Raw genomic sequence first — 20,462 nt, 5'->3', positions numbered from 1 at the left:
ATTCAAATCAATAAAGGGCTGCTGGAAATTAAATCATTTATTTAGCAACACGTTCTACAAGTAATTTTTCACAAACCATATTACTCAAGACCTCCATCTCTCTATGCGCATAATTGACCGACATGCTTTTATCAAACAATTCAACAGATTGTATAGTAATCACAGCTCCCAGTACCAATTCGCGGCTATTTAAAAATTTAAGCAATTCTTCCGAAGACGGTTTCACTGCCATAAATTTTACAACATCGCCACTTTCACAATCACTCAACCTATCAAAATCCTTAACGATCACTTTACCATTTTCATCAGGTATAGGCGAACCATGTGGATCCACCTCAGGAAAACCTAAGATTTCATCCATTTTACCAAAAAAAGCCGGAGACTGTATATGTTCAATTTGTTCAGCAATGTCATGTACTTCCTCCCAACCAAATCCCATTTTTTCCACCAGATACATTTCTGTCAGACGATGTTTCCGAATAATTAATGATGCTTCTTTTCTTCCCTTTTCCGTTAGTTTCAAAGGTTTATAACTTTCATAAATAACAAAATCTTTTTCACTAAGACGTTTCATCATACCATTTACGGTAGGCATTTTAATGTCCAGCATTTTACTTAATTCATTTACACTAGCTTCACCTTTTGTACTCGTCAAAGCAAATAATGCTTTCAGATAATTTTCTTCCGTCTGTGATATCATGATAACAAAAATACAAATTATTAGTACAATCTAACAATATTGTTATAAATAATTTGTTAGCTCATACAAACTTTATAGATTTGCAATACTAACAAATAACATTTACATAATGAAGATCAATCATTTTCTAATAATGGGTACCCTCATCTTATCGAGTTTGACCCTTTCTGCACAGACAGGGCAATTAAAAGGTAAGATAACCGATCCCGAAGGAGCCCCCATTGAGTGGGCTACTATCAGCATTCCACGATTAGGTATGGCTACAAAAGCGGATAGCATTGGAAATTATGAATTACCTCCTATTCCAGCAGGATCCTATCTATTAAAGGTCAGTTTTATTGGTTTTGAAACCAAGCTCTTATCGGTAACCATAGTAGAGAGGGTAGTTCAAGTAAAAAATCTAGAACTGAGCGCTAGCTCAAACCGATTAAATAGCGTTGTCGTTACCGGCACCCGAACAGCGCACCGAAAATCCGAAAGTCCTATAGCAGTCCATATTCTAGACAGTAGAACTTTCGATATTACGCAATCCAACACCTTAGCAGATGGTCTATGTTTTCAACCGGGATTGCGTATGGAAACAGACTGTCAGACGTGTAACTATTCTCAGTTAAGGATGAATGGGCTTGGGGGCTCCTATTCCCAGATCCTAATTAATAGCCGCCCCGTATTCAGTTCATTGATGAGTCTGTATGGACTGGAACAGATACCTGCCAATATGATTGACCGCGTCGAAATTGTAAAAGGTGGTGGATCGGTTTTATATGGATCCTCAGCCATTGCTGGAACGGTCAATATCTTAACAAAGGAACCGCGAAAAAGCTCGTTCACACTTTCCAATAACAGCTCATTAATCGGGAACAAAACCTGGGATCATTTTTTCAATGCCAATCTAACAGCAGTTAATGATGAGCAGAATGCTGGAGTTTCTCTTTTCGCATCTCATCGCAATCGTGACTCCTATGATGCAAATGGCGATGGATTTTCTGAAATGCCCATCTTACAAAACAACTCTTTCGGTTTCAATTCATTTTTTAAGTTATCTCCGCAAGATAAACTGGAGATCAATGGATGGAGTATCAATGAAGAAAGAAAGGGCGGAAACAAATTAGATCTTCAAGCCGACAAAGCCGATCAATCTGAATACCGCTTGCATCATATTCTGGTAGCAGGCTTCAATTACGAACGTCAGGCAAAAGACAAATCAAGTTCATTCAGTATCTATGGTTCTGCCCAAAATACAAAAAGAACACATTACACAGGTATAGACCAAATCGATGCATGGGGACATACAAAAAATTATTCGGTACAAAACGGAGTTCAATACAATTATATCAGTTCGGAATTCCTAAATGGAAAAAACACCTTTACCGCTGGAGTAGAAAATCAATACGAATACACGTTTGATGAAATTAAAGCATACGATTACCTGATTGACCAACAGGTCAATTTACTCGGAGCTTTTTTACAGAGTGACTGGGAAGTAACCCGTAAATTAACATTACTATCCGGACTTCGCTTAAACAAATCCAACCGTATGGACAACATGGTTCTCACACCGAGACTCAGCACGTTATATAAAATTGGCCATGAAACCCAATGGAGAACATCATATGCAAGAGGATTTAAAGCCCCACAAGCGTTAGAAACCGATATGCATATGGCTTTTGCCGGAGGTGGCGTTTCCGTCATTCGCACCGATGCAAATTTGATAGCAGAAACGTCCAATAGTTTGAATAGTTCTTTGGACTTTAACAGAGCCAGTGAACACATGATTTATGGGTTTACAGTAGATGGATTTTTCACCCGCTTGTACAACACATTCGTTTTGGAAGAAATCGGTACTGATCAAAATAACAATCAGCAACTCTTACGAAAAAACGGAGGAAACTCATCCGTACGAGGGGTAACAGTGGAAGGTAGATTAAATTATGATCAAAAAATACAACTGGAGACCGGTTTGACCTTACAAAAATCCACCTATGATCAAACTGTATCCTGGTCATCCGATCTTCCAGGCACGAAACAATATCTGCGCTCTCCTGATCTTTATGGTTATTATACCCTTAGTTTTTGGCCTCAAAATCCATTCAATGCTGTATTGTCCGGCGTCTTGACCGGTCCCATGCAAGTTCCTCATTTTGCAGGTGCTCCAGGTATCGATCAGGATGTTCTCTACACCTCCCCTACATTCTTTGAAAACAATATTAAGCTATCTTATACATGTACACTAAAACAAATCAAGCAAGATTTACAATTCCATATTGGTATTCAAAATATATTCAATCAATATCAACGCGATTTTGATACGGGCAAAAATAGAGACAGCAACTATATTTATGGCCCGAGTAGGCCTAGAACATTTTTCTTAGGATTAAAATTTGGACTGATGTAAATTTTAGATCCACCTAATACCTAAAGACCACGATTATAGAGGGGAAAGATGGAAACTTTCTTTCTCCTCCATATATCGGCGCAATGAAGATAGGATTAAAAACACGATTCAATTACAAAAGCCCTACAATTGCTTGATGATAATTAGAAGACTTTTCTTGAGAGCGATGTGCATAAGTCAATAAGATCGCTATCCGCCACAATAGATTTGGTATCTGCTAATTGCAAAAAATAGGCATAGTACTGTTCAAATTCATTTTCCTGAACATGAATATCAAGAATTTCCATTCGATGTCGCAAAGCTGCACGACCACTGCGGGCAGTCAGTATAAGATCTGGCATTTCAAACCCAATCACAGCCGGATCAATAATTTCATAATTGCTCCTATCTTTCAGAACGCCGTCTTGGTGTATTCCAGACGAATGGGAAAAAGCATTCCGTCCCACGATAGCCTTATTCGCTTGTATAGGATTGGACATGGCCATTTCAACCATTTTACTCAACTTGCTTATATAACTAGGATCAACAGTAGTAAATATGGGTAAATCTTTAATAATAAGAGTCATTACAATTTCTTCCAATGCCGCATTACCAGCCCGCTCCCCGACACCATTTATTGTTCCTTCCGCCTGACTTGCACCAGCCAGCAGCCCCGCAATTGTATTTGCAGTTGCCATGCCTAGATCGTTATGACAGTGTACCGAAATTTTAGCTTTGTCCATATTCGGGACATTTTCTATAACAAATTTGATCTTTTCATAATATTCAAAAGGAGTACAAAAACCATTGGTATCAGGTAGATTAACAATAGTTGCACCTGCCTCAATCACATTTTCAACCATTTTTGCTAAAAATAAATTATCGGCTCTACCCGCATCTTCAGCAAAAAATTGCACCTCCTCAATTTTATTAGAGGCATACCGCACCATTTTAAATGCTACAGCTAAAATATCATCTCTGGTACTATTAAATTTATTTTTAATATGAATATCCGAAGTCCCGATTCCAAGTTGTACTCTAGGACACACCGCATTTTTGAGCGCATTAACCGCAGTGTCAATATCTAGCTCACGGGCTCTGGCCAATGCGCACACTTTAGCATTTTTAATTAATTTTGAAACTTCCTGTACCGCCTTAAAATCTGCAGGAGAACTCACAGGGAAACCCGCTTCTATAATATCAACACCGAGAAATTCAAGCTGTTCGGCTATTTCCAGTTTTGATTGAAGAGTCAGCAAGCACCCAGGCCCCTGCTCACCATCACGGAGAGTGGTATCGAAAATATCTATTTTTTTCTTATTCATGATCTTTTGTTTTATCAAAAATAATGAGCGTTTTTATTTTGTTATATTTGAAAATAAAGCAATACTTATCTAATTATGCCAAAAGCTTACATATCAACACTAGATTGTACAAAAGTTATTGATGATGGAGATATTGAGATCCGGTATTTTGGTCAATTTAATACCGAAATACATCATCATGAAAAAGCACAGCTGATCTCCCCTGAAATGAGTGCTGTATATCTTTACTCAGAAAAGGGAAGTTTTTGTATTCCTGCCCGACACTATGCTTATGTTGACGCACATGTCAAACATAAATTAATATCAAGATCGCCCAATTTAAAACTCAAGACGATCTTTCTTGATTTGAATAAGGAAACGTATCCTATTGCTCATTGGGGAAATATCGCTATTTTCTCTCCATCAAACTTACTTGATCATCTTTTAGCATTTGGCGTACAACATTGGTCCGATAAAGAACTGAAAGAAGTTGGGCTAGCGTCTTTAAAAAAAATGTTAGCACATATATTGATCAGCCCCCTAAAACTTCATGCACAACCACCAAAGTCCGAATCACTCTTAAAAGTTGTTGAATGTATTACCCAATCCATTAGTGAACAGATTACAATAGCATCCTTATCGCAACACGTAAATATTCCCGAGCGGACCTTGTCAAGACAATTTAAGAAAGAAACAGATATAAGCATCTTTCAGTTTATAAAATTAAGCCGTATGCAGCTCGCATTAGAATTATTAGAAGACCAATCATTGCATATTAGTGAAATTGTTTACAAAATCGGTTACGACAGTATTCCCACTTTTTCAAACCTATTCAAAGAATTAATAGGAATCAGCCCCCAAAGATATAGACAAGGACTGCTCTAAGTCCAGAGTTTAATGCCCATTTAGGAAATAAAAATTATTCAAAAGATCAAAAAAATCAAACACATAGCAAATAGGAAAATAAAAAGGTATCTTTAAGCTTTATGGCATGATCTAAAATCAAAATAAGATCTAATATAGAGGACAAGAAAGCCACCATCATCATGTTTTGAAAATTAATAGGTTATTAACCTACAGTTCACACTGACGATGTATATTTAGACAAGTAAATTTACATAGCCTGTGGTTTAAAACATTTGAATTATGAAAACGATCACTCATTTATTTCAAAGGATGATATTTCGTCTCTTTCTTGTACAGTTTAGTTCATTCTATTCACCTCTTAGATTCCATAAAAACTAGAAGATATAATAGAACATTTTTTTACTGCACCTGAAAATTTATACGAGTAAATGCCTTTAACTAAAAAATCCTTTGGTGAAGATTTTATCTGGGGTGTCTCAACCGCAGCTTACCAAATCGAAGGAGCACATAATCTAGATGGAAAAGGACTTTCCATATGGGACGTTTTTGTTCAGAAAAGAAATAAAATATTCAAAAACCATAGCGGAGATATAGCTTGCGATTTTTACAATCAATATACCCAAGATCTGTATTTGATGTACAGTTTAAATATTCGAAACTATAGATTTTCCATTTCATGGAGCCGCATAGTTCCAGAAGGTACCGGAACAATCAATCCATTAGGAATCGATTTTTACAATCGGCTTATCGACCTGTCTTTGGAGTTAGGTATTACGCCCTGGGTGACCTTATACCATTGGGACCTACCCCATGCCCTTGAAAAAAAAGGGGGCTGGCTCAACCGCGATGTTAAAGAATGGTTTGGCAATTACGTAGCAGTCTGTGTCAGATCATTTGGTGATCGGGTAAAAAACTGGATGGTGCTCAATGAACCTGCCGTATTTACCGCAGCAGGATATTTCTTTGGAGTACATGCCCCTGGAAAAAAAGGAATTGATTATTTCTTAGCCGCCGCACATCATGCCACTTTAGCACAGGCACATGGTGCCAGAATCATTAAATCGTTACAAAAAGACAGTTTTGTAGGCACGACCTTCTCATGCTCACATGTTGAACCGTTCTCCACGCGGGAAAAAGATATCCGTGCTGCACAACGAGCAGACGTACTATTGAATAGACTCTTTATAGAACCGTTACTAGGCAAGGGCTATCCGACTAGTGAAATCAAAATTCTAAAAAGAATCGAGAAGTACATCAAACAAAACGATGAACAAGATCTAAAATTTGACATGGATTTCATTGGTGTACAAAACTATACTCGAGAGATTATCCGCCATTCCTTATTTGTCCCCTACCTGCAAGCAAAAATTGTAAGTGCCAAGGATCGTAAAGTCTCCATGACAGCCATGAAATGGGAAGTCTATCCAGAGTCCATGTATCACATCCTTAAAAAATTCCATGCCTACGAAAATATGCCGCCTTTGATTATCACAGAAAATGGCGCTGCTTTTCCTGATCAAGTAGAAAATAACAGGGTAGATGATCCCAAAAGAGTACAGTATTTACAAGCGATTATTGAACAAGTATATCGAGCGAAACAAGAAGGTGTTCAAGTAAACGGTTATTTTGCATGGACTTTTCTCGATAACTTCGAATGGGCAGAGGGTTATGAACCACGATTTGGTTTGGTTTATGTTGACTTTGAAACGCAGCAGCGCATTATTAAATCATCAGGACATTGGTATGCTGATTTTTTAAAATAGATAAACTAAAAACATCTCTTACAATTGATTGCTTTTTAAGAGATGTTTTTAGTTCAATTCGAAAACCTATGGCATGAAAGCCTGATTAAGAGCTATAAGTTTTGCTCCTCTTTACTCCGCAAAAAATTAGCATCTGCGCTACTCGCATTTCAGCACTTCATCTGTTCATAAAAAGTGACGCAACAAGCAATCAATCACGTTCCGCAACATATGCAGACAAAGTATTTAAGTTATCAATAGCAGCTCCAATGGTATTATTGAAATAGACATATACTTCTTTTTTAGCGTCAAGCCAATCTTTAATGTAATAACTGTATTCTTGCAAAAATGCATCTTCGTAAGAACCTTTATAATTCCCATCAGGACCATGAAAACGAACATAGACAAATGGCGTTACGGTATCCTGTAGGTGTATACCACGACCATGTTTATCATGTATCACAGAAGCAATTCCATAGTCCTCCAACAGTTGGTATGTTTCCTCCCGATACCACGACTCATGTCTAAATTCCACACACACCCTCCAACCATTACTTTGATCATTTTTCATGATCGTTTTCAGTAACAGGTCTACTTGTGCGCGATGATGGAAAGAAATTGAGGGTGGCAATTGTACTAGGAGGCATCCCTTCTTGTCTCCAACCGCAGTGATGACATTCAGAAATCGATCCACATCCTGAGGATCAAAAATCAATCCCTTATTGTGGGTTATGCCACGCCATAATTTGAAGGTAAAGCGAAAACCAGCAGTTACTTCCTCTGACCACCGCTGTACGGTTTCCAGTCGTGGTATTTTATAGAATGAACTGTTTACTTCCAAAGAATTGAAAAGGAGACTACATACCGTAAGCCTGCTTTTACCCTGAAAACTTTCAGGATAAAAATTTTTATTTTTATACGGTAAAAGAATACCGCTCGTGCCAGAATAATACGATGCATCCATAACTATAAAACAAGCAACCTCACAATAAGTTGTCTGAAGCTTAAACGATTCTATCTATAAAAATAAGACCTAGCTCAAGACCCCATATTTTAAAATCCTGATCGGGTCTAAAAAAACATCAGCTACTTTCAAGATGTTCCAATACAATTTGATAGGCAGACTTCTTCTTCCAAGTCGCGATCAGCCAAGAGAGAAAACAAAGGTGAAAAATATCCTGATTAGCTTTTAAGAGATGTTGAACATCCTGTTGAAATGCCGGATGAAATACAACATCAGGCTTAATCAAATATTTTTCAATGAAATTCACAAACTGCAACACCCTTTCTTCATGAGTGCTTGCCAGATATGCATTATACCTACGCTTAAAACTATTCAATCTTGACACGGCAAGATCCAGATGTTCAAACTGCGCATGGATCAAGATTTCCATCAGGTTTTTTCGAATCGTCCAGAGCATGCCCATTTTCTTTTCGTACCACAGGTCCGTATGTTGAAACATGGCAAGCTGACGTAGACAACTGTGATCATGTTGTAAGGACAAAAACATGGTCAGACAAATCCTGATATCCTCTATATCCTCCTGCTTATACTTTTGGGTCGATCCGAGTAAGATCTGCTGCAATATGGAGGTTGCGTCCCCACTATTCCCTGTAAAATAAAGATTGAGCGCAAACAACAATTGTTGCCTAGGATAAAATGGAGTGACATACACGCTATTCGCATCCATATGCAGTTTCATCTCAACAAGATATTCCCTACTTGGAGCAAAATCTTTATTACGAAAATGAAAATTAGCTAGAAAATAGAGTACATACAAATGATAGAAAAGCTGCTGCTCATTGGTTTTTGTTTGGTTCTTTAAGAAATGGTGAATCCGTTTGATGTAACGTTCTATAAAACGATAATCTTGATAAATAGCGGCATATTCATTGGCAATAAAAAGAATCTGATAGATCGACTTATAGTTCATCAGATCACTGACAGCGATTTGATATTTACGGATGGTAGTCACCATCAGTGTGCTCAGATTAACAACTTTACCTTTCAGATTTACATCACGCAGTTCTTGACGTAGGAAGGCATAGGCAAGATTTAATTTTGCTTCACGCTGCATCTGTTGCTGATTGATCAGTAAACGATCTGTCAACAGTTCCAGATTTTCAGCATATGCGCTGTGGGCATATTGTATTTTAAGCAGCAAAATATCATTCAAGAGGTTATATTCTTCCAATTTTACAGCGAGCAGTTCTGCCTTTGCTAAAGACTTGAAAGCCGTTTTATCCAAATTGTTTTCCAAGAGGAAACGGCTTACTATAATCAAACGCATCGCTTCAGACGACTGGCTATTGCTTTTCTCAAATGTTTTGTGCGAAAGAAATAACAGCAGGTTATCTTGTAACCGTTTACGCAAAGCATGATATGAATCTCTATTTTTTGCTTTTTTATAGAGCTTTTCGACACCACTTATATCATCAGTATTTAATAAATCAAACAAGACAATATTGCGCGCATCATCTCGCTTGTTCCTTCTTTGCAAAAATGACCTAAATACCTTTTTATCATCATCTCCTAGTAAATTCAGTAATGCCGAAAGTGTATCCATATCCATTAAATTTAATGATAAATATACGCATTATTGATTAATTATATCGTCAGTATTTTACTATATTTAATTTGTACAGGTATGGTTTAGATCGGACATTTGCTTTCAGTAAAACATTAAAAACTAAAAAATATGGAACCGCTAAAAAACAAAACTGAGGAGCATGCTCCACTTACAAAACACGAAGAAAAAGTAAAAAACCCATTTAAACCCACAGCTGCATTTATCGGTGCATCTTGGTTTGCTTTACTGACAGGAACAGTCGGCTTTTGTATTGGCTTATGGAATGCCACAATGGAACTCAACGAAAAAGGATACTATTTTACTATACTACTATTTGGATTATTCGCCGTCATCTCGGTACAAAAAAGTGTCAGAGATCGATCAGAAGGTATTGTAGTGACCGATCTTTATTATGGATTAAGTTGGTTTGCCACCATAGCTGCTATGATCCTACTCACTGTAGGTCTATGGAATGCAGATTTATTGCTTAGTGAAAAAGGATTTTATGCCATGTCATTTTGCTTAAGTATGTTTTCAGCTATTGCTGTTCAAAAAAACACCCGCGACGCCAAGATGTTTGAGGAAAACGAACTGTAACTTAGCGGTTGCCACCCGCAGAGTATTGCTCAGCAATCCTGCGGGTTTATGTCATCAACTCAGTAGATATTCATTAATTATTCATTATTTTAGCCTGTTCAAAAAATCGGACACAACATAAGATGTTAAAAAAAAGGAATACATCAACTGATAAAGACTGCTAAATAAGGACTGATGATCAACTTACTGACAAACACAGCACGAACTGCCATCCTGATCTGGATATGCACCTTCATCCAGATATATTGGTCCATGGGTGTACTGACAGACAACACATCAAGCGGATGTTTGGACTGTAGCTTCTTTCATGATGCTTTTTTCATTTCTTTATTTTCCACTCTGATTTTGACTGTTCTATTTGTACTGCTGGATCTCATCAAGAAAAATAGCGTCAAGGTCGCAGCAAAATGGATATTATTAATGGCTGGATGGTTTTTCTGGGATTACACGATTTTTGTGGATCGCGAATCTTCTTGGAGTACTTATGATTTAAAAGGCGAAATCTATTGTACGCTGTATACTTCGGCCATACCGATCATCATCTTAGCGGCCATTACACTAATCATTCTTCATCTTGATCTTGTGTTATCGAAATTAAAAAAGTAAAGACATATCATCTTATTGGCCTTTTCTGAACTTGTTTCTCCAGCTATAACAAGAACCAAACTCAATCACTTATCTTATTAGTAGCCAATATTCCCTAAACGGAATCAGTGCAACCCAAAAAAACTCAGAAAAGGCGATACCTTTCAAAATTTTATCAGGTTATTTGATTGCGTTTACAAGCAAATTTATCTATGTTTGATTTTTCTAAAACAGCCCGATCGACAACCATCCAGATGGAAGTATCATCAAAAAGCCCGTACACATGAAAAGACTTTACATATGTTTCCTTTTTTCTTCACTCTGTTTTACCGCCCTTAACCCACTGTCGGCGCAAGAGATAGACTCCGTAGATGCAAAAGAACTCGGATTGAGCTCCATTTTAAATGGTATTCGACAACAGCAGATCAACGATTCCTTAGAGCGCGTGAAGCTTCAAAATGAGATTACCAATCTAAAGACTCAAAACAGCACTAAAAAAGAAAATCTCAAACAGCAATTGAATAATTTGGATGAAGAAAATCTCATCCGCAACCAACAGGCAAAGCTTAAAGTCGATTCCATTAAGAAAAATACCAAAGGCTATGCCGTTGCACCTTTTCAGGATACCCTTTTTTACGTTTACAATAAACTAGGTTCATCTTTAGCAAAAGACCGTGCTGCCAACGTGGTCAATCGTATTCATAATCTGTACGAAGATGACTTTGTTCGTGTTGATTCCTTTAAGATAGAAAACAATGAAATCAGCTCCGATATTGTATACAAAGATTTGATCATTACTTCAATTACAGAACTCGACGCCTTATTAGAAGGAAAGAGTAAAGAAGAAGTAGCCGCCCAATATTTAAAAAGCATTCAACAAGCCATTTCCCAGGAAAAAGAGGAAAATAGTATCACAAAAGTAGTGATCCGCATCGGACTTATTATCCTCATTTTATTTGTGTTTTATCTTTTAATTCTGTTGATCAACAGAATTAAAAATTACAGCATTCAACGGATCATCACCGAGCGTACCCAACGGATCAAGGATGTAAAAATTAAAAACTATGTCCTGATCAGTTCCGTTCAGAAAACACGCATACTCATCAGCAGCATCGACATGTTGCGCTGGATATTGATCGTTGTGATGGCTTTTATCATGCTACCTATTATATTCAGTGTATTTCCGTTTACACAAAGCTGGGCAAACAGTTTAATAGGCCTTTTCACCAAACCCTTAAAAAAAGCGATCTTAGCGATCTGGGCTTACATCCCCAATCTGATTACGGTATTTGTGATCCTATTTGTCATGCGCTATGCGGTACGTTTTGTGAAGTATATTTTCACTGAAATCGATAAAGGAAAATTAGAGATCAATGGTTTTCACCGAGAATTTGCCATGCCCACTTTTACCATTGTCCGCTTTCTATTACAGGCTTTCACACTCGTTCTCATATTTCCCTATCTACCAGGATCAAACTCCGATATTTTCAAAGGTATATCGGTATTTATCGGGGTATTGTTTTCGTTAGGATCTTCATCTGCGATATCCAACATTATTGCCGGTCTTGTTATCACTTACATGAGACCCTTCCGCATAGGAGATCGAATCACCATAGCCGATAAAACAGGAGTCGTCATTGAAAAGTCTCCACTAGTAACACGGCTTCGAACCATTAAAAACGAAGAAATTACAATCCCCAATTCATCTATATTATCGGGCAACACGGTTAACTATTCCACTTTTTCAGATCAAGGTATTTGTTTTCAAGTCGAATTATCTGTGGGATATGAAGAACCCTGGGAGCGGATCCATGAGCTATTACTGAGTATACCACCCCGCGTCGCTCGAGTCAATACAACCCCAGCTCCTTTTGTGTTACAAAAGAAATTAGATGATTTTTATGTATTATATGAATTGAATGTCTACATCACCAAATCTGGGGAAATTGAACTCGCCAAATCTGAAATATTTCAGTCGATCCTGAACGATTTCCTAGCTGCTGGTATTGAAATGAACGCCCCTCATATTTACAGTAAAGTAGACTTTGTACCACAATTTAAAGGTGGAATTGATCAGATCTAGCTAATCCATAAGCAAAATAGCATGAGATACGGCCAGTAAAAAACATAACGGACTATAGAAAAAAGTATCTTTCTGAGCGAAAACAGATTGTCGGAACCTTTTGGTAATACCGACATATTTAAAATCACCAATAAAACGGATCAGAAAGATACCAGCAATACCCCACATGGCATAATTTATATAAGAAAGCCCTATAGGCGATTCAATCATTCCTCCAAAAATCAAGTTGGTGACCGCAAACATAAACAATCCTGCGGCTACGACAAAAGTACCAAAACGACTGGGTGTAAACACGCGCTTCCCATTCAACTTCGTTGGAATTGTTGCTGCGATACCCACTTGGCCATTACAGACCCAATATAAATGCATCAATGCCAGAAATAAGAAAATAACACTATTCGCTATTGATAATATGTAATCCATCCGTTCATTTTTATTTTAATTCAATAATAGGTATACTTAAAACAAGATCAAAGATTCTCCATCGCAATCATCGGTCACTTCGGGTAAAACGACAGCTTTGTGAAAATAATTCAGATATGTCACCTTTCTGGGGTATTTACTGACATATGAATTGATCAGCTGCATCATATAATGATTACCATAATAACGCTTTAAACTCGAGCGGATATCTTCCATTGAGGCTAGCTGTGCATCGTGATCGAGATAACCCATGGCGTAAAAATTACCCTGTTCCACCCATACGTAACTCTTTTCATCCAACGTTCTACCTTTGTCCACGATTACAAAAGTCTGCTGCTGACCCAAAAGATGATCGACCGCCAAATCAACTTGCGCATTATGCGCTTCGATATTAGGAAGAGAGACATCAGTCTCTTTAATTCTATTGGCGTACGGCGTATCAGATGCCGCAAACATACACATGCGCGGATCCAAGTCAAAGTTGATCATCAACTGGCGTAAGACATGAATTCCTTCATATTCCACATTAAAGGTTTGCAAACATGGACAATGCTTTTTCAATTTCCCGACAGCAAGGTAGTGATATCCATTTTGTGCTTCATATCTGAACAAACCAAATTTTGGTTCAAAACGTTTTAAAGCACGATTATACGCCGGCCATAGCCTTTTTATTTCAGTACATTCGAGCAATAAGGCCATCAATTCGGTCGCACAGACTTCAAAAGTGATATGGTAAATCTCCTTTAAGAAATGTTGTCTTTGCTTATGGATACTATGTCCTGTAAAATGAGAAGTGACACGTTTTTTAAGATGAACTGCCTTTCCTACATAAATGACCTTACCCTGCTGATTCAAAAAATAATAAACCCCGGGCTCTGCTGGAAGCGCTTCAAAATCCTCGATAGCAAGATTAGGAGGAAAACGTTGGTCCGTTGAGGTTTTTTTCAGCATCTCCTCCAGCACTCCTTCATGGTCTGATTCTAGAAGAGATGCAAATAATAAAGCAGTTGCTTCAGCATCACCACCAGCACGGTGACGATTGGAAATTGGAATGCCTAAATCATCACACAGCTTGCCTAAACTGTAGGATGGAAAACCAGGTTTGATTTTTCGGCTCAACCTGACAGTACACAATTTTCTAGCCCCCCATTTAAAACCCTCCTCTTCCAATTGATGACGAATAAAGGAGTAATCAAAATTGACATTATGAGCAACAAATATGCGCCCCTCAAGCAGATCAAATACGTGCTGCGCAATATCACCAAATACCGGAGCATTTGCGACCAGATCATTATCAATACCCGTCAATGCAAAAATCGCCAGTGGAATATCCTGCTCAGGATTGATCAATGATTCCCAACGCTCGACAACATGATGACCATCGTGTATCAAAATAGCAATTTCTGTCATTCGGCTACTTCGCGCATGTCCGCCCGTAGTTTCGATATCGACAATGGCGTATTCCATATTTTTAAATTTATTCACCTTCATCCAATTAAATGAGTTGACACGGTATGAATCTCCTATTATTCCACTATAAGAAAGAGATCTCCTTCAACGCATCTCTCTACCTTATAACGCTAAACCCAATCCAATATTTCTCAATATTTTACACTATATTTGTTTCTATTAGAAACAATCATATGTTTCTAATAATAACAAATGAAAGATAAAGAACCAAAAATATTTTTCACTAATAACCTCAAGTTCCTTCGTGAGCGTAAAAAAGTGAGTCAGACGGTACTTGCAGATGCCATCAATGTAACGCGCACCAAACTTGCGCTGATCGAAATTGGAAAAACCAAGGCGATGGAACCGCATTTCCTATTGTCCATATCCAATTATTTTAAGATCAGCTTAGATACCTTATTGACGGTCGATATCAGTAAACTTGGAGAATTGAAAATTCGCGATCTACAGGCCGGAAATGATATCTATATCAAAGGTGGAAATTTACGGGTACTTGCCATCACTGTCGACAAGACGGATCATGAAAATGCAGATTACGTACCCTTACAAGGAAAGGCAGGATATATCACAGGAGGATATGCAGACCCGCTCTATCTAGCTGAACTTCCAAAATATCAGATCCCAAATCTTCCTAAACATCGCACCTATCGCACCTTTCCCATCCATGGGGATTCCATGTTGCCTTTTCCACAAAAAATGGATGTCACGGGTAAGTTTATCGAAAACTGGGATCAGGTTAAGCCCGAAACATTGGCCGCCGTCGTCCTCAAGGGGCAAGATATTGTCTTCAAATCCATCAGCATACTCGAAGGCGGCTTTTTACAGTGCCGATCATTAAATCAGATTTATGAAGTCTTTTCCATCCCCTTTGAACAGGTATTAGAAGTATGGGAATTCCATAGCTATCACACTACATCCTTGCCAGAAACACCAACAGTCATAGAATCCGTGCTGCAAAGTTTAGAAGAAATTAAAAATCTCATCACCAATAAGAATTAAAGAAAAAAAGAGTTAGATCCAAACTACGCTCCATTTAAAAATGACTTTTAAGTAGTATAAAACAGACTATCCATACGCCACATTCAGACTACAATTAAAAAGTAAATAGGTGCTATTGTAGAGCATAAATAGCCCCATCCGCTGCCCCAAAATATAAAGTCGCATCATCAATCCATACCGTAGAAAAAATACTTCCCATTTCCAAGTATCCCCTAAACAATTTATGGATATCATGTCCATATCGATCTTGAAGGTCTGATTTTAATCTTCCTTCTTCATCAAAAAAGTATGCGCTATTTTTCTTACTCAAGTCCAGCTGGAAAACAGGAAAAATCTCACCTTTTAATAGATCTAATTGATACAGCGTACCATCCAATGCACCAAAGTAAGCAACGGAATCGCTGATGGATGCACTACTAAACACATTTAAAGGAACAGCAGGCTCAACAATCTTTCCACCATAAACAGGGTCCAAGACCAGCACACTATAAGAGTCAGACATCGTCACAATCAATTTTTTTCCAGCCAGACTCGGCACACTTGTCCAGCTCCCAGGTTGATGGTATACCCAATGACCGCTTCCATCTTTTATTTTCAGCGCATACATATTAAAGTCCCTTGATCCAAAATACACAGAACTATCAGCCGCCACCGCGTGAAACTGAATTTCCCCTTTTGGAAAATAATGTTCACCAATCGTTTTAAATTTCCAGCGTAAATCACCATTCTTTTCTAAGCAATAAAAATAACCATCAAAACTACCAACCATCACCTCCTTTGCGGTAACCGTAGGTGCTGCATGCACAATCCCTCCAGTTTTAAATTTCCAGATCAATTTACCACTCTTTGCATCAAGAGCATACACATGATGATCTCCCGATCCAAAAAATACTGTACCAGCTTCCACCGCAGGCGAAGACTGAAAATAATCCCAAGTATCATATAACCGCTCCCCTTGAGTCTCGAAAGTCCACAACAATGTTCCACTATGTACATCTAAGGCATAAAAAATACCATCTGAACTCAAAAAAAACAGCATTTGCTGGTCAATCGCCACTGTCGACCTCACCTCTCCACCTGTTTTATATCTCCAGATGATCGATCCATTATGCTTATCAAGTGCGTATAGCGTACTATCACAAGAACCTATAAATACTTGATCCTCATAAACAATAGGTGATCCATACAATAGTCCCCCCGTTTGAACCTTCCATTTAAGCTGAAGTTTGTTTGTGATTTTCGAACCAGACACCACATTCTGTCGATCCGCAGTTCTCGCCAATTGCTGAGCATACAAGGCCGATCTGGCACCCAATAAAAAGAGGGAGATATAGAAAAAAGAAAACAAATATTTCATGAAACAGCGCATAAAGACACCCTAATTTTTTAAATTGGTCAATCAGTGAATACATGAGGTTTGTAGGCAACAGAAAAAAGTAAGCTCATGCTAATCAAATATACTAAAAAGTAAGCTCATTTTTCACTTTGTTCTATACGCACACACCTCCTATACGCTTCTTAAACAACTGTGTTACACTATGTTTCTTAGATCATACCAATTCCACTGCTTCTGTGATGCCTTGCATCGTTATACTGTGCAACATCACAAACAGCAGGATCAATGTGATATAAATTTAGGGTGAATTAAATTTTCAATTGAATAGATTTCTTCCCATTTCGCCTGCGTGATCAACTTCCGTTCGATCACCACGATTTCATAGATGGACTTTCCTGTTTTCAAGGCCTCTTTCGCGATCAAAGAACATTCTTCGTAACCTAAGATCGGATTTAATTGCGTGACAATTCCTATACTTTGCATCACCAGATTTTTACTATGCTCCACATTCGCCGTGATTCCGACGACACATTTATCCTTCAATGTACGGCAAGCCTTAGTCAAATACTGTAAAGACGTAAACAGCGCCATCCCTATTACAGGTTCCATCACATTTAGTTGCAATTGCCCAGCCTCTGCTGCCATCGTCACGGTAAGATCAGCACCTATCACATAATAGCAAGTCTGATTCATCACTTCGGGGATCACAGGATTAACCTTTCCAGGCATGATGGAAGAACCTGGCTGCATAGCAGGTAAGTTGATTTCATTGAGACCACATCGCGGTCCGCTACTCAGCAAACGGAGGTCATTGCATATTTTACTCAATTTTATGGCATTTCGCTTCATGGTGCCACTCAATTGCACCAGTGCTCCCGTGTCATAGGTCGCCTCTATTAAATCGGCAGCAAGGGTCACCGGTACCTCACTGATCTCTGCTAGATACTTGACACAAAGTTGCGCATAACCTTCAGGAGCATTTACACCCGTACCGATGGCCGTAGCTCCCATATTCACTTCCGTGATCAACAGTGAAGCTTCCCGCATGCGCAAAACATCTTCACCTAAAGTCGTTGCAAAAGCATTAAATTCTTGACCAAGAGTCATTGGAACTGCATCCTGCAATTGCGTACGTCCCATTTTTAAAATGCCATCAAATTCTCTTCCTTTATCAAAAAAAGCCGCTTGTAATTCTTCCAAAGCAACAGAAAAGGAGGCAATTTTTAAGTATACCGCAATTCGAAAAGCAGTAGGATAAGCATCATTGGTACTCTGTGATAAATTGACATCGTTGTTGGGATGCAAGTAAATATATTCTCCCTTTTTATGCCCCAAGTATTCCAGTCCTAGATTAGCAATCACTTCATTGGCATTCATATTGGTAGAAGTACCTGCTCCCCCCTGTATCAGATCACTGATAAACTGATCCGTAAATTCACCTGCGATCAAACGGTCACAAGCATAAGCGATCGCTTCCGCTTTTTTGGGATCCAAAATTCCCAGATCCCGGTTTGCCAAAGCCGCCGCCTTCTTTACATAACCAAATGCCTGGATAAAAAGAGGTTCACTACCGATTGGGATTCCGGTAATATCGAAATTCTCCTTGGCGCGCAATGTCTGTACACCATAATAGCAATCGTTGCTAATTTCCTTTTCTCCTAAAAAATCATGTTCAATTCGAGATGATGTCATCATATATTGTATTTTTTATATTAAATCGCAGATTCACGGATCAGGAATAGAGCTGTTTTCATCTTAGTTGTGTATTTAGCTACCATTTCTGTTTCAGATATCTAATCCATAGAGTCGTACAGGGAGCAGTGCTTCGATCGAGCACTGCTCCCTGTTGTAAAACCCTTGTGTAACACAAAATGTTTTATGAAAATCAAAATTATAAAGCATATACCTGATGCAAACCAGATTAATCAAAAGTAGCACGATGTCAACCACAAAAAACAAACTTTTCAGTTGAGCAGCTAAGGTCTATAACGCGTATTCATTTCCCTTAATCAGAGTAAAAAATCACTCTTAAATTATCCATCCATTCTAACAATACTCTGATATGCATCTGGCAAAGAAAAATGCCACAGAATTGTCAACAAATACTTCAAATAAATATTTTTTTTATATTGCGCACAATATAATTGCAGATAACTTGTTATATTTGTAGCGCAAACAAAAATGATATGAAAGATCTTTTAAAGTTGGACAACCAGCTCTGTTTTCCGCTCTATGCATTGAGTCGTGAAATCATACAGCGTTACCGCCCTCATCTTGATGAGATCGGACTCACCTATCCACAATACCTTGTATTGATGGTGTTGTGGGAAAATGATAAGCAGACAGTCAACCAGATCGGACACAAATTATTGTTGGATAGTGGTACACTGACTCCCTTACTAAAGCGTCTGGAGCAAAAGGAGATTGTCCTGAGACAACGCAGTACGGTAGATGAGCGAGTCGTTGAAATTTCCTTAACAACTATAGGGATTGAGTTAAAGAAAAAAGCAAAATGCATCCCAGAGAAATTAATTCAAGAACTGGAAATAACACAAGAAGAAATTGACTCTATACGCAGCATAGCGGACAAAATATTAAAATTAAAATAACAACAAGTAGTAAAAGCCTGAATCGTTGATTGTGACTCCATGCCCATCAACATCTACGGAAAAAACATCTTTTCCACAGATCAAAAACAATTGGAGTCGCATTTCAGATTAGGGTTAACACCTTTTAAAATTAAAAACAATGACATTAATAGCAGATCTACAGTGGCGTCATGCTGCAAAAGCATATGACCCGACCAAGAAAGTAAGTAAAGAGGATATCGAAAAAATTGTAGAAGCAGCCCGTTTAGCACCAACATCATCGGGACTTCAGCCTTTTCGAATAATAGTTGTCGAAAGCCAAGAAATACGTGAGCAATTAATGGCTGGAGCATTAAATCCAGAATGTATGCGCGACTGTTCACACCTACTGGTATTCGCCGCTTGGGATCAATATACAGATGAGCGTATCGATAGCATTTACAACCGTACTACCGAAGAGCGGGATCTACCAGCTGGACGTTTCAATAGCTATACCGACATGATCAAAAAGCTATATGCTTCACAAACTGCAGAAGAACATTTTATACACACTTCAAAGCAGTCTTATATTGGACTGGGTCTTGCCTTGGCACAAGCTGCTGAATTGCGAGTAGACAGCACTCCAGCAGAAGGTTTTGACAACCAAGTGATCGATAAAGTACTTGACTTAGCTAGTTTAGGTTTAAAAAGTGTATCATTGATGTATGTTGGATACCGAGACGAAGAAAAAGATTGGTTAGCACCCATGAAAAAAGTAAGAAATCCATTAGAAGAATTTGCAATTTATAAATAATATCTCACGTTGCAGGTAAAAAAATGACAGT

17 protein-coding genes are annotated in these 20,462 nt (G+C 38.2%); 9 read left to right on the top strand and 8 right to left on the bottom strand.

What is annotated here, in order from left to right; genetic code table 11:
• Positions 1–37: 37 nt before the first annotated feature.
• On the bottom strand, positions 38–700 hold the full coding sequence (locus MUB18_RS11115) for a metal-dependent transcriptional regulator (RefSeq protein WP_248753108.1): 663 nt from the start codon (positions 698–700) through the stop codon (positions 38–40).
• A gap of 109 nt (positions 701–809) precedes the next feature.
• Here MUB18_RS11115 and MUB18_RS11110 point away from each other — a divergent pair, with 109 nt between their 5' ends.
• Positions 810–3,095: a TonB-dependent receptor gene (locus tag MUB18_RS11110; protein ID WP_248753107.1), complete on the top strand. Its 2,286-nt coding sequence runs from the start codon at positions 810–812 to the stop codon at positions 3,093–3,095.
• A gap of 143 nt (positions 3,096–3,238) precedes the next feature.
• Here MUB18_RS11110 and MUB18_RS11105 read toward each other — a convergent pair whose 3' ends face one another.
• The gene (locus MUB18_RS11105) at positions 3,239–4,399 is read right to left on the bottom strand and encodes a 2-isopropylmalate synthase (protein WP_248753106.1); all 1,161 of its coding nucleotides are present in this window, start codon (positions 4,397–4,399) and stop codon (positions 3,239–3,241) included.
• Between the two features lie 75 nt (positions 4,400–4,474).
• Between MUB18_RS11105 and MUB18_RS11100 the strand changes: the two genes are divergently transcribed.
• Together MUB18_RS11100 and MUB18_RS11095 are read left to right on the top strand one after the other, a co-directional pair.
• On the top strand, positions 4,475–5,263 hold the full coding sequence (locus MUB18_RS11100) for a helix-turn-helix domain-containing protein (RefSeq protein WP_248753105.1): 789 nt from the start codon (positions 4,475–4,477) through the stop codon (positions 5,261–5,263).
• Positions 5,264–5,673: 410 nt separating this feature from the next.
• On the top strand, positions 5,674–7,008 hold the full coding sequence (locus tag MUB18_RS11095) for a GH1 family beta-glucosidase (protein WP_248753104.1): 1,335 nt from the start codon (positions 5,674–5,676) through the stop codon (positions 7,006–7,008).
• 190 nt (positions 7,009–7,198) lie between these two features.
• Here MUB18_RS11095 and MUB18_RS11090 read toward each other — a convergent pair whose 3' ends face one another.
• Both MUB18_RS11090 and MUB18_RS11085 read right to left on the bottom strand, forming a co-directional pair.
• Positions 7,199–7,951 carry a DUF72 domain-containing protein gene (locus tag MUB18_RS11090; RefSeq protein ID WP_248753103.1) on the bottom strand — a complete coding sequence of 251 codons (753 nt, stop codon included), beginning with the start codon at positions 7,949–7,951 and terminating at the stop codon, positions 7,199–7,201.
• Positions 7,952–8,069: 118 nt separating this feature from the next.
• Complete coding sequence (locus MUB18_RS11085) at positions 8,070–9,554, bottom strand: hypothetical protein (RefSeq protein ID WP_248753102.1); 1,485 nt, start codon at positions 9,552–9,554, stop codon at positions 8,070–8,072.
• 132 nt (positions 9,555–9,686) lie between these two features.
• On the opposite strand from MUB18_RS11085, the gene yiaA reads away from it, so the two are divergent.
• From yiaA to MUB18_RS11070, 3 genes are all read left to right on the top strand, one after another.
• Positions 9,687–10,154, top strand: coding sequence for an inner membrane protein YiaA (gene yiaA / locus MUB18_RS11080; RefSeq protein ID WP_248753101.1), 468 nt, complete (start codon positions 9,687–9,689; stop codon positions 10,152–10,154).
• Between the two features lie 174 nt (positions 10,155–10,328).
• Positions 10,329–10,760, top strand: coding sequence for a hypothetical protein (locus tag MUB18_RS11075; protein ID WP_248753100.1), 432 nt, complete (start codon positions 10,329–10,331; stop codon positions 10,758–10,760).
• A 262-nt stretch (positions 10,761–11,022) separates the two neighbouring features.
• Positions 11,023–12,822 carry a mechanosensitive ion channel family protein gene (locus MUB18_RS11070; protein WP_248753099.1) on the top strand — a complete coding sequence of 600 codons (1,800 nt, stop codon included), beginning with the start codon at positions 11,023–11,025 and terminating at the stop codon, positions 12,820–12,822.
• On the opposite strand, the gene MUB18_RS11065 is transcribed toward MUB18_RS11070, so the two are convergent.
• Positions 12,823–13,245 carry a DUF3995 domain-containing protein gene (locus tag MUB18_RS11065; RefSeq protein WP_248753098.1) on the bottom strand — a complete coding sequence of 141 codons (423 nt, stop codon included), beginning with the start codon at positions 13,243–13,245 and terminating at the stop codon, positions 12,823–12,825.
• A gap of 36 nt (positions 13,246–13,281) precedes the next feature.
• Positions 13,282–14,712, bottom strand: a complete 1,431-nt coding sequence (locus MUB18_RS11060; RefSeq protein ID WP_248753097.1) for an exonuclease domain-containing protein — start codon at positions 14,710–14,712, stop codon at positions 13,282–13,284.
• A 195-nt stretch (positions 14,713–14,907) separates the two neighbouring features.
• Here MUB18_RS11060 and MUB18_RS11055 point away from each other — a divergent pair, with 195 nt between their 5' ends.
• Entirely contained in the window at positions 14,908–15,714 is an 807-nt protein-coding gene (locus MUB18_RS11055; protein WP_248753096.1) for a helix-turn-helix transcriptional regulator, read from the top strand.
• A gap of 112 nt (positions 15,715–15,826) precedes the next feature.
• On the opposite strand, the gene MUB18_RS11050 is transcribed toward MUB18_RS11055, so the two are convergent.
• Positions 15,827–17,071: a PQQ-binding-like beta-propeller repeat protein gene (locus MUB18_RS11050; protein WP_248753095.1), complete on the bottom strand. Its 1,245-nt coding sequence runs from the start codon at positions 17,069–17,071 to the stop codon at positions 15,827–15,829.
• Between the two features lie 261 nt (positions 17,072–17,332).
• On the bottom strand, positions 17,333–18,745 hold the full coding sequence (gene aspA, locus MUB18_RS11045; protein ID WP_248753094.1) for an aspartate ammonia-lyase: 1,413 nt from the start codon (positions 18,743–18,745) through the stop codon (positions 17,333–17,335).
• Between the two features lie 491 nt (positions 18,746–19,236).
• Here aspA and MUB18_RS11040 point away from each other — a divergent pair, with 491 nt between their 5' ends.
• Together MUB18_RS11040 and MUB18_RS11035 are read left to right on the top strand one after the other, a co-directional pair.
• A complete protein-coding gene (locus MUB18_RS11040; RefSeq protein WP_248753093.1) occupies positions 19,237–19,659 on the top strand; it encodes a MarR family winged helix-turn-helix transcriptional regulator in 423 nt (140 codons plus the stop codon).
• A gap of 139 nt (positions 19,660–19,798) precedes the next feature.
• A complete protein-coding gene (locus MUB18_RS11035) occupies positions 19,799–20,431 on the top strand; it encodes an NAD(P)H-dependent oxidoreductase (protein ID WP_045754871.1) in 633 nt (210 codons plus the stop codon).
• The last annotated feature ends 31 nt before the right edge of the window (positions 20,432–20,462 follow it).

The organism is Sphingobacterium sp. PCS056 (assembly GCF_023273895.1).
Classification (GTDB): Bacteria; Bacteroidota; Bacteroidia; order Sphingobacteriales; family Sphingobacteriaceae; genus Sphingobacterium.
The sequence above is the reverse complement of the archived record's forward strand: the minus strand, read 5'-3'. Positions and strand labels throughout refer to the sequence as shown.

What these genes read in the sequence shown, in the direction of transcription:
- MUB18_RS11085 (WP_248753102.1), bottom strand. Translation starts at nt 9,554, where the DNA reads ATGGATACACTTTCGGCATTACTGAATTTACTAGGAGATGATGATAAA.
- MUB18_RS11100 (WP_248753105.1), top strand. Translation starts at nt 4,475, where the DNA reads ATGCCAAAAGCTTACATATCAACACTAGATTGTACAAAAGTTATTGAT.
- MUB18_RS11105 (WP_248753106.1), bottom strand. Translation starts at nt 4,399, where the DNA reads ATGAATAAGAAAAAAATAGATATTTTCGATACCACTCTCCGTGATGGT.
- MUB18_RS11095 (WP_248753104.1), top strand. Translation starts at nt 5,674, where the DNA reads ATGCCTTTAACTAAAAAATCCTTTGGTGAAGATTTTATCTGGGGTGTC.
- MUB18_RS11055 (WP_248753096.1), top strand. Translation starts at nt 14,908, where the DNA reads ATGAAAGATAAAGAACCAAAAATATTTTTCACTAATAACCTCAAGTTC.
- MUB18_RS11035 (WP_045754871.1), top strand. Translation starts at nt 19,799, where the DNA reads ATGACATTAATAGCAGATCTACAGTGGCGTCATGCTGCAAAAGCATAT.
- MUB18_RS11050 (WP_248753095.1), bottom strand. Translation starts at nt 17,071, where the DNA reads ATGAAATATTTGTTTTCTTTTTTCTATATCTCCCTCTTTTTATTGGGT.
- MUB18_RS11060 (WP_248753097.1), bottom strand. Translation starts at nt 14,712, where the DNA reads ATGGAATACGCCATTGTCGATATCGAAACTACGGGCGGACATGCGCGA.
- MUB18_RS11090 (WP_248753103.1), bottom strand. Translation starts at nt 7,951, where the DNA reads ATGGATGCATCGTATTATTCTGGCACGAGCGGTATTCTTTTACCGTAT.
- MUB18_RS11110 (WP_248753107.1), top strand. Translation starts at nt 810, where the DNA reads ATGAAGATCAATCATTTTCTAATAATGGGTACCCTCATCTTATCGAGT.
- MUB18_RS11065 (WP_248753098.1), bottom strand. Translation starts at nt 13,245, where the DNA reads ATGGATTACATATTATCAATAGCGAATAGTGTTATTTTCTTATTTCTG.
- yiaA (WP_248753101.1), top strand. Translation starts at nt 9,687, where the DNA reads ATGGAACCGCTAAAAAACAAAACTGAGGAGCATGCTCCACTTACAAAA.
- aspA (WP_248753094.1), bottom strand. Translation starts at nt 18,745, where the DNA reads ATGATGACATCATCTCGAATTGAACATGATTTTTTAGGAGAAAAGGAA.
- MUB18_RS11115 (WP_248753108.1), bottom strand. Translation starts at nt 700, where the DNA reads ATGATATCACAGACGGAAGAAAATTATCTGAAAGCATTATTTGCTTTG.
- MUB18_RS11075 (WP_248753100.1), top strand. Translation starts at nt 10,329, where the DNA reads ATGATCAACTTACTGACAAACACAGCACGAACTGCCATCCTGATCTGG.
- MUB18_RS11040 (WP_248753093.1), top strand. Translation starts at nt 19,237, where the DNA reads ATGAAAGATCTTTTAAAGTTGGACAACCAGCTCTGTTTTCCGCTCTAT.
- MUB18_RS11070 (WP_248753099.1), top strand. Translation starts at nt 11,023, where the DNA reads ATGAAAAGACTTTACATATGTTTCCTTTTTTCTTCACTCTGTTTTACC.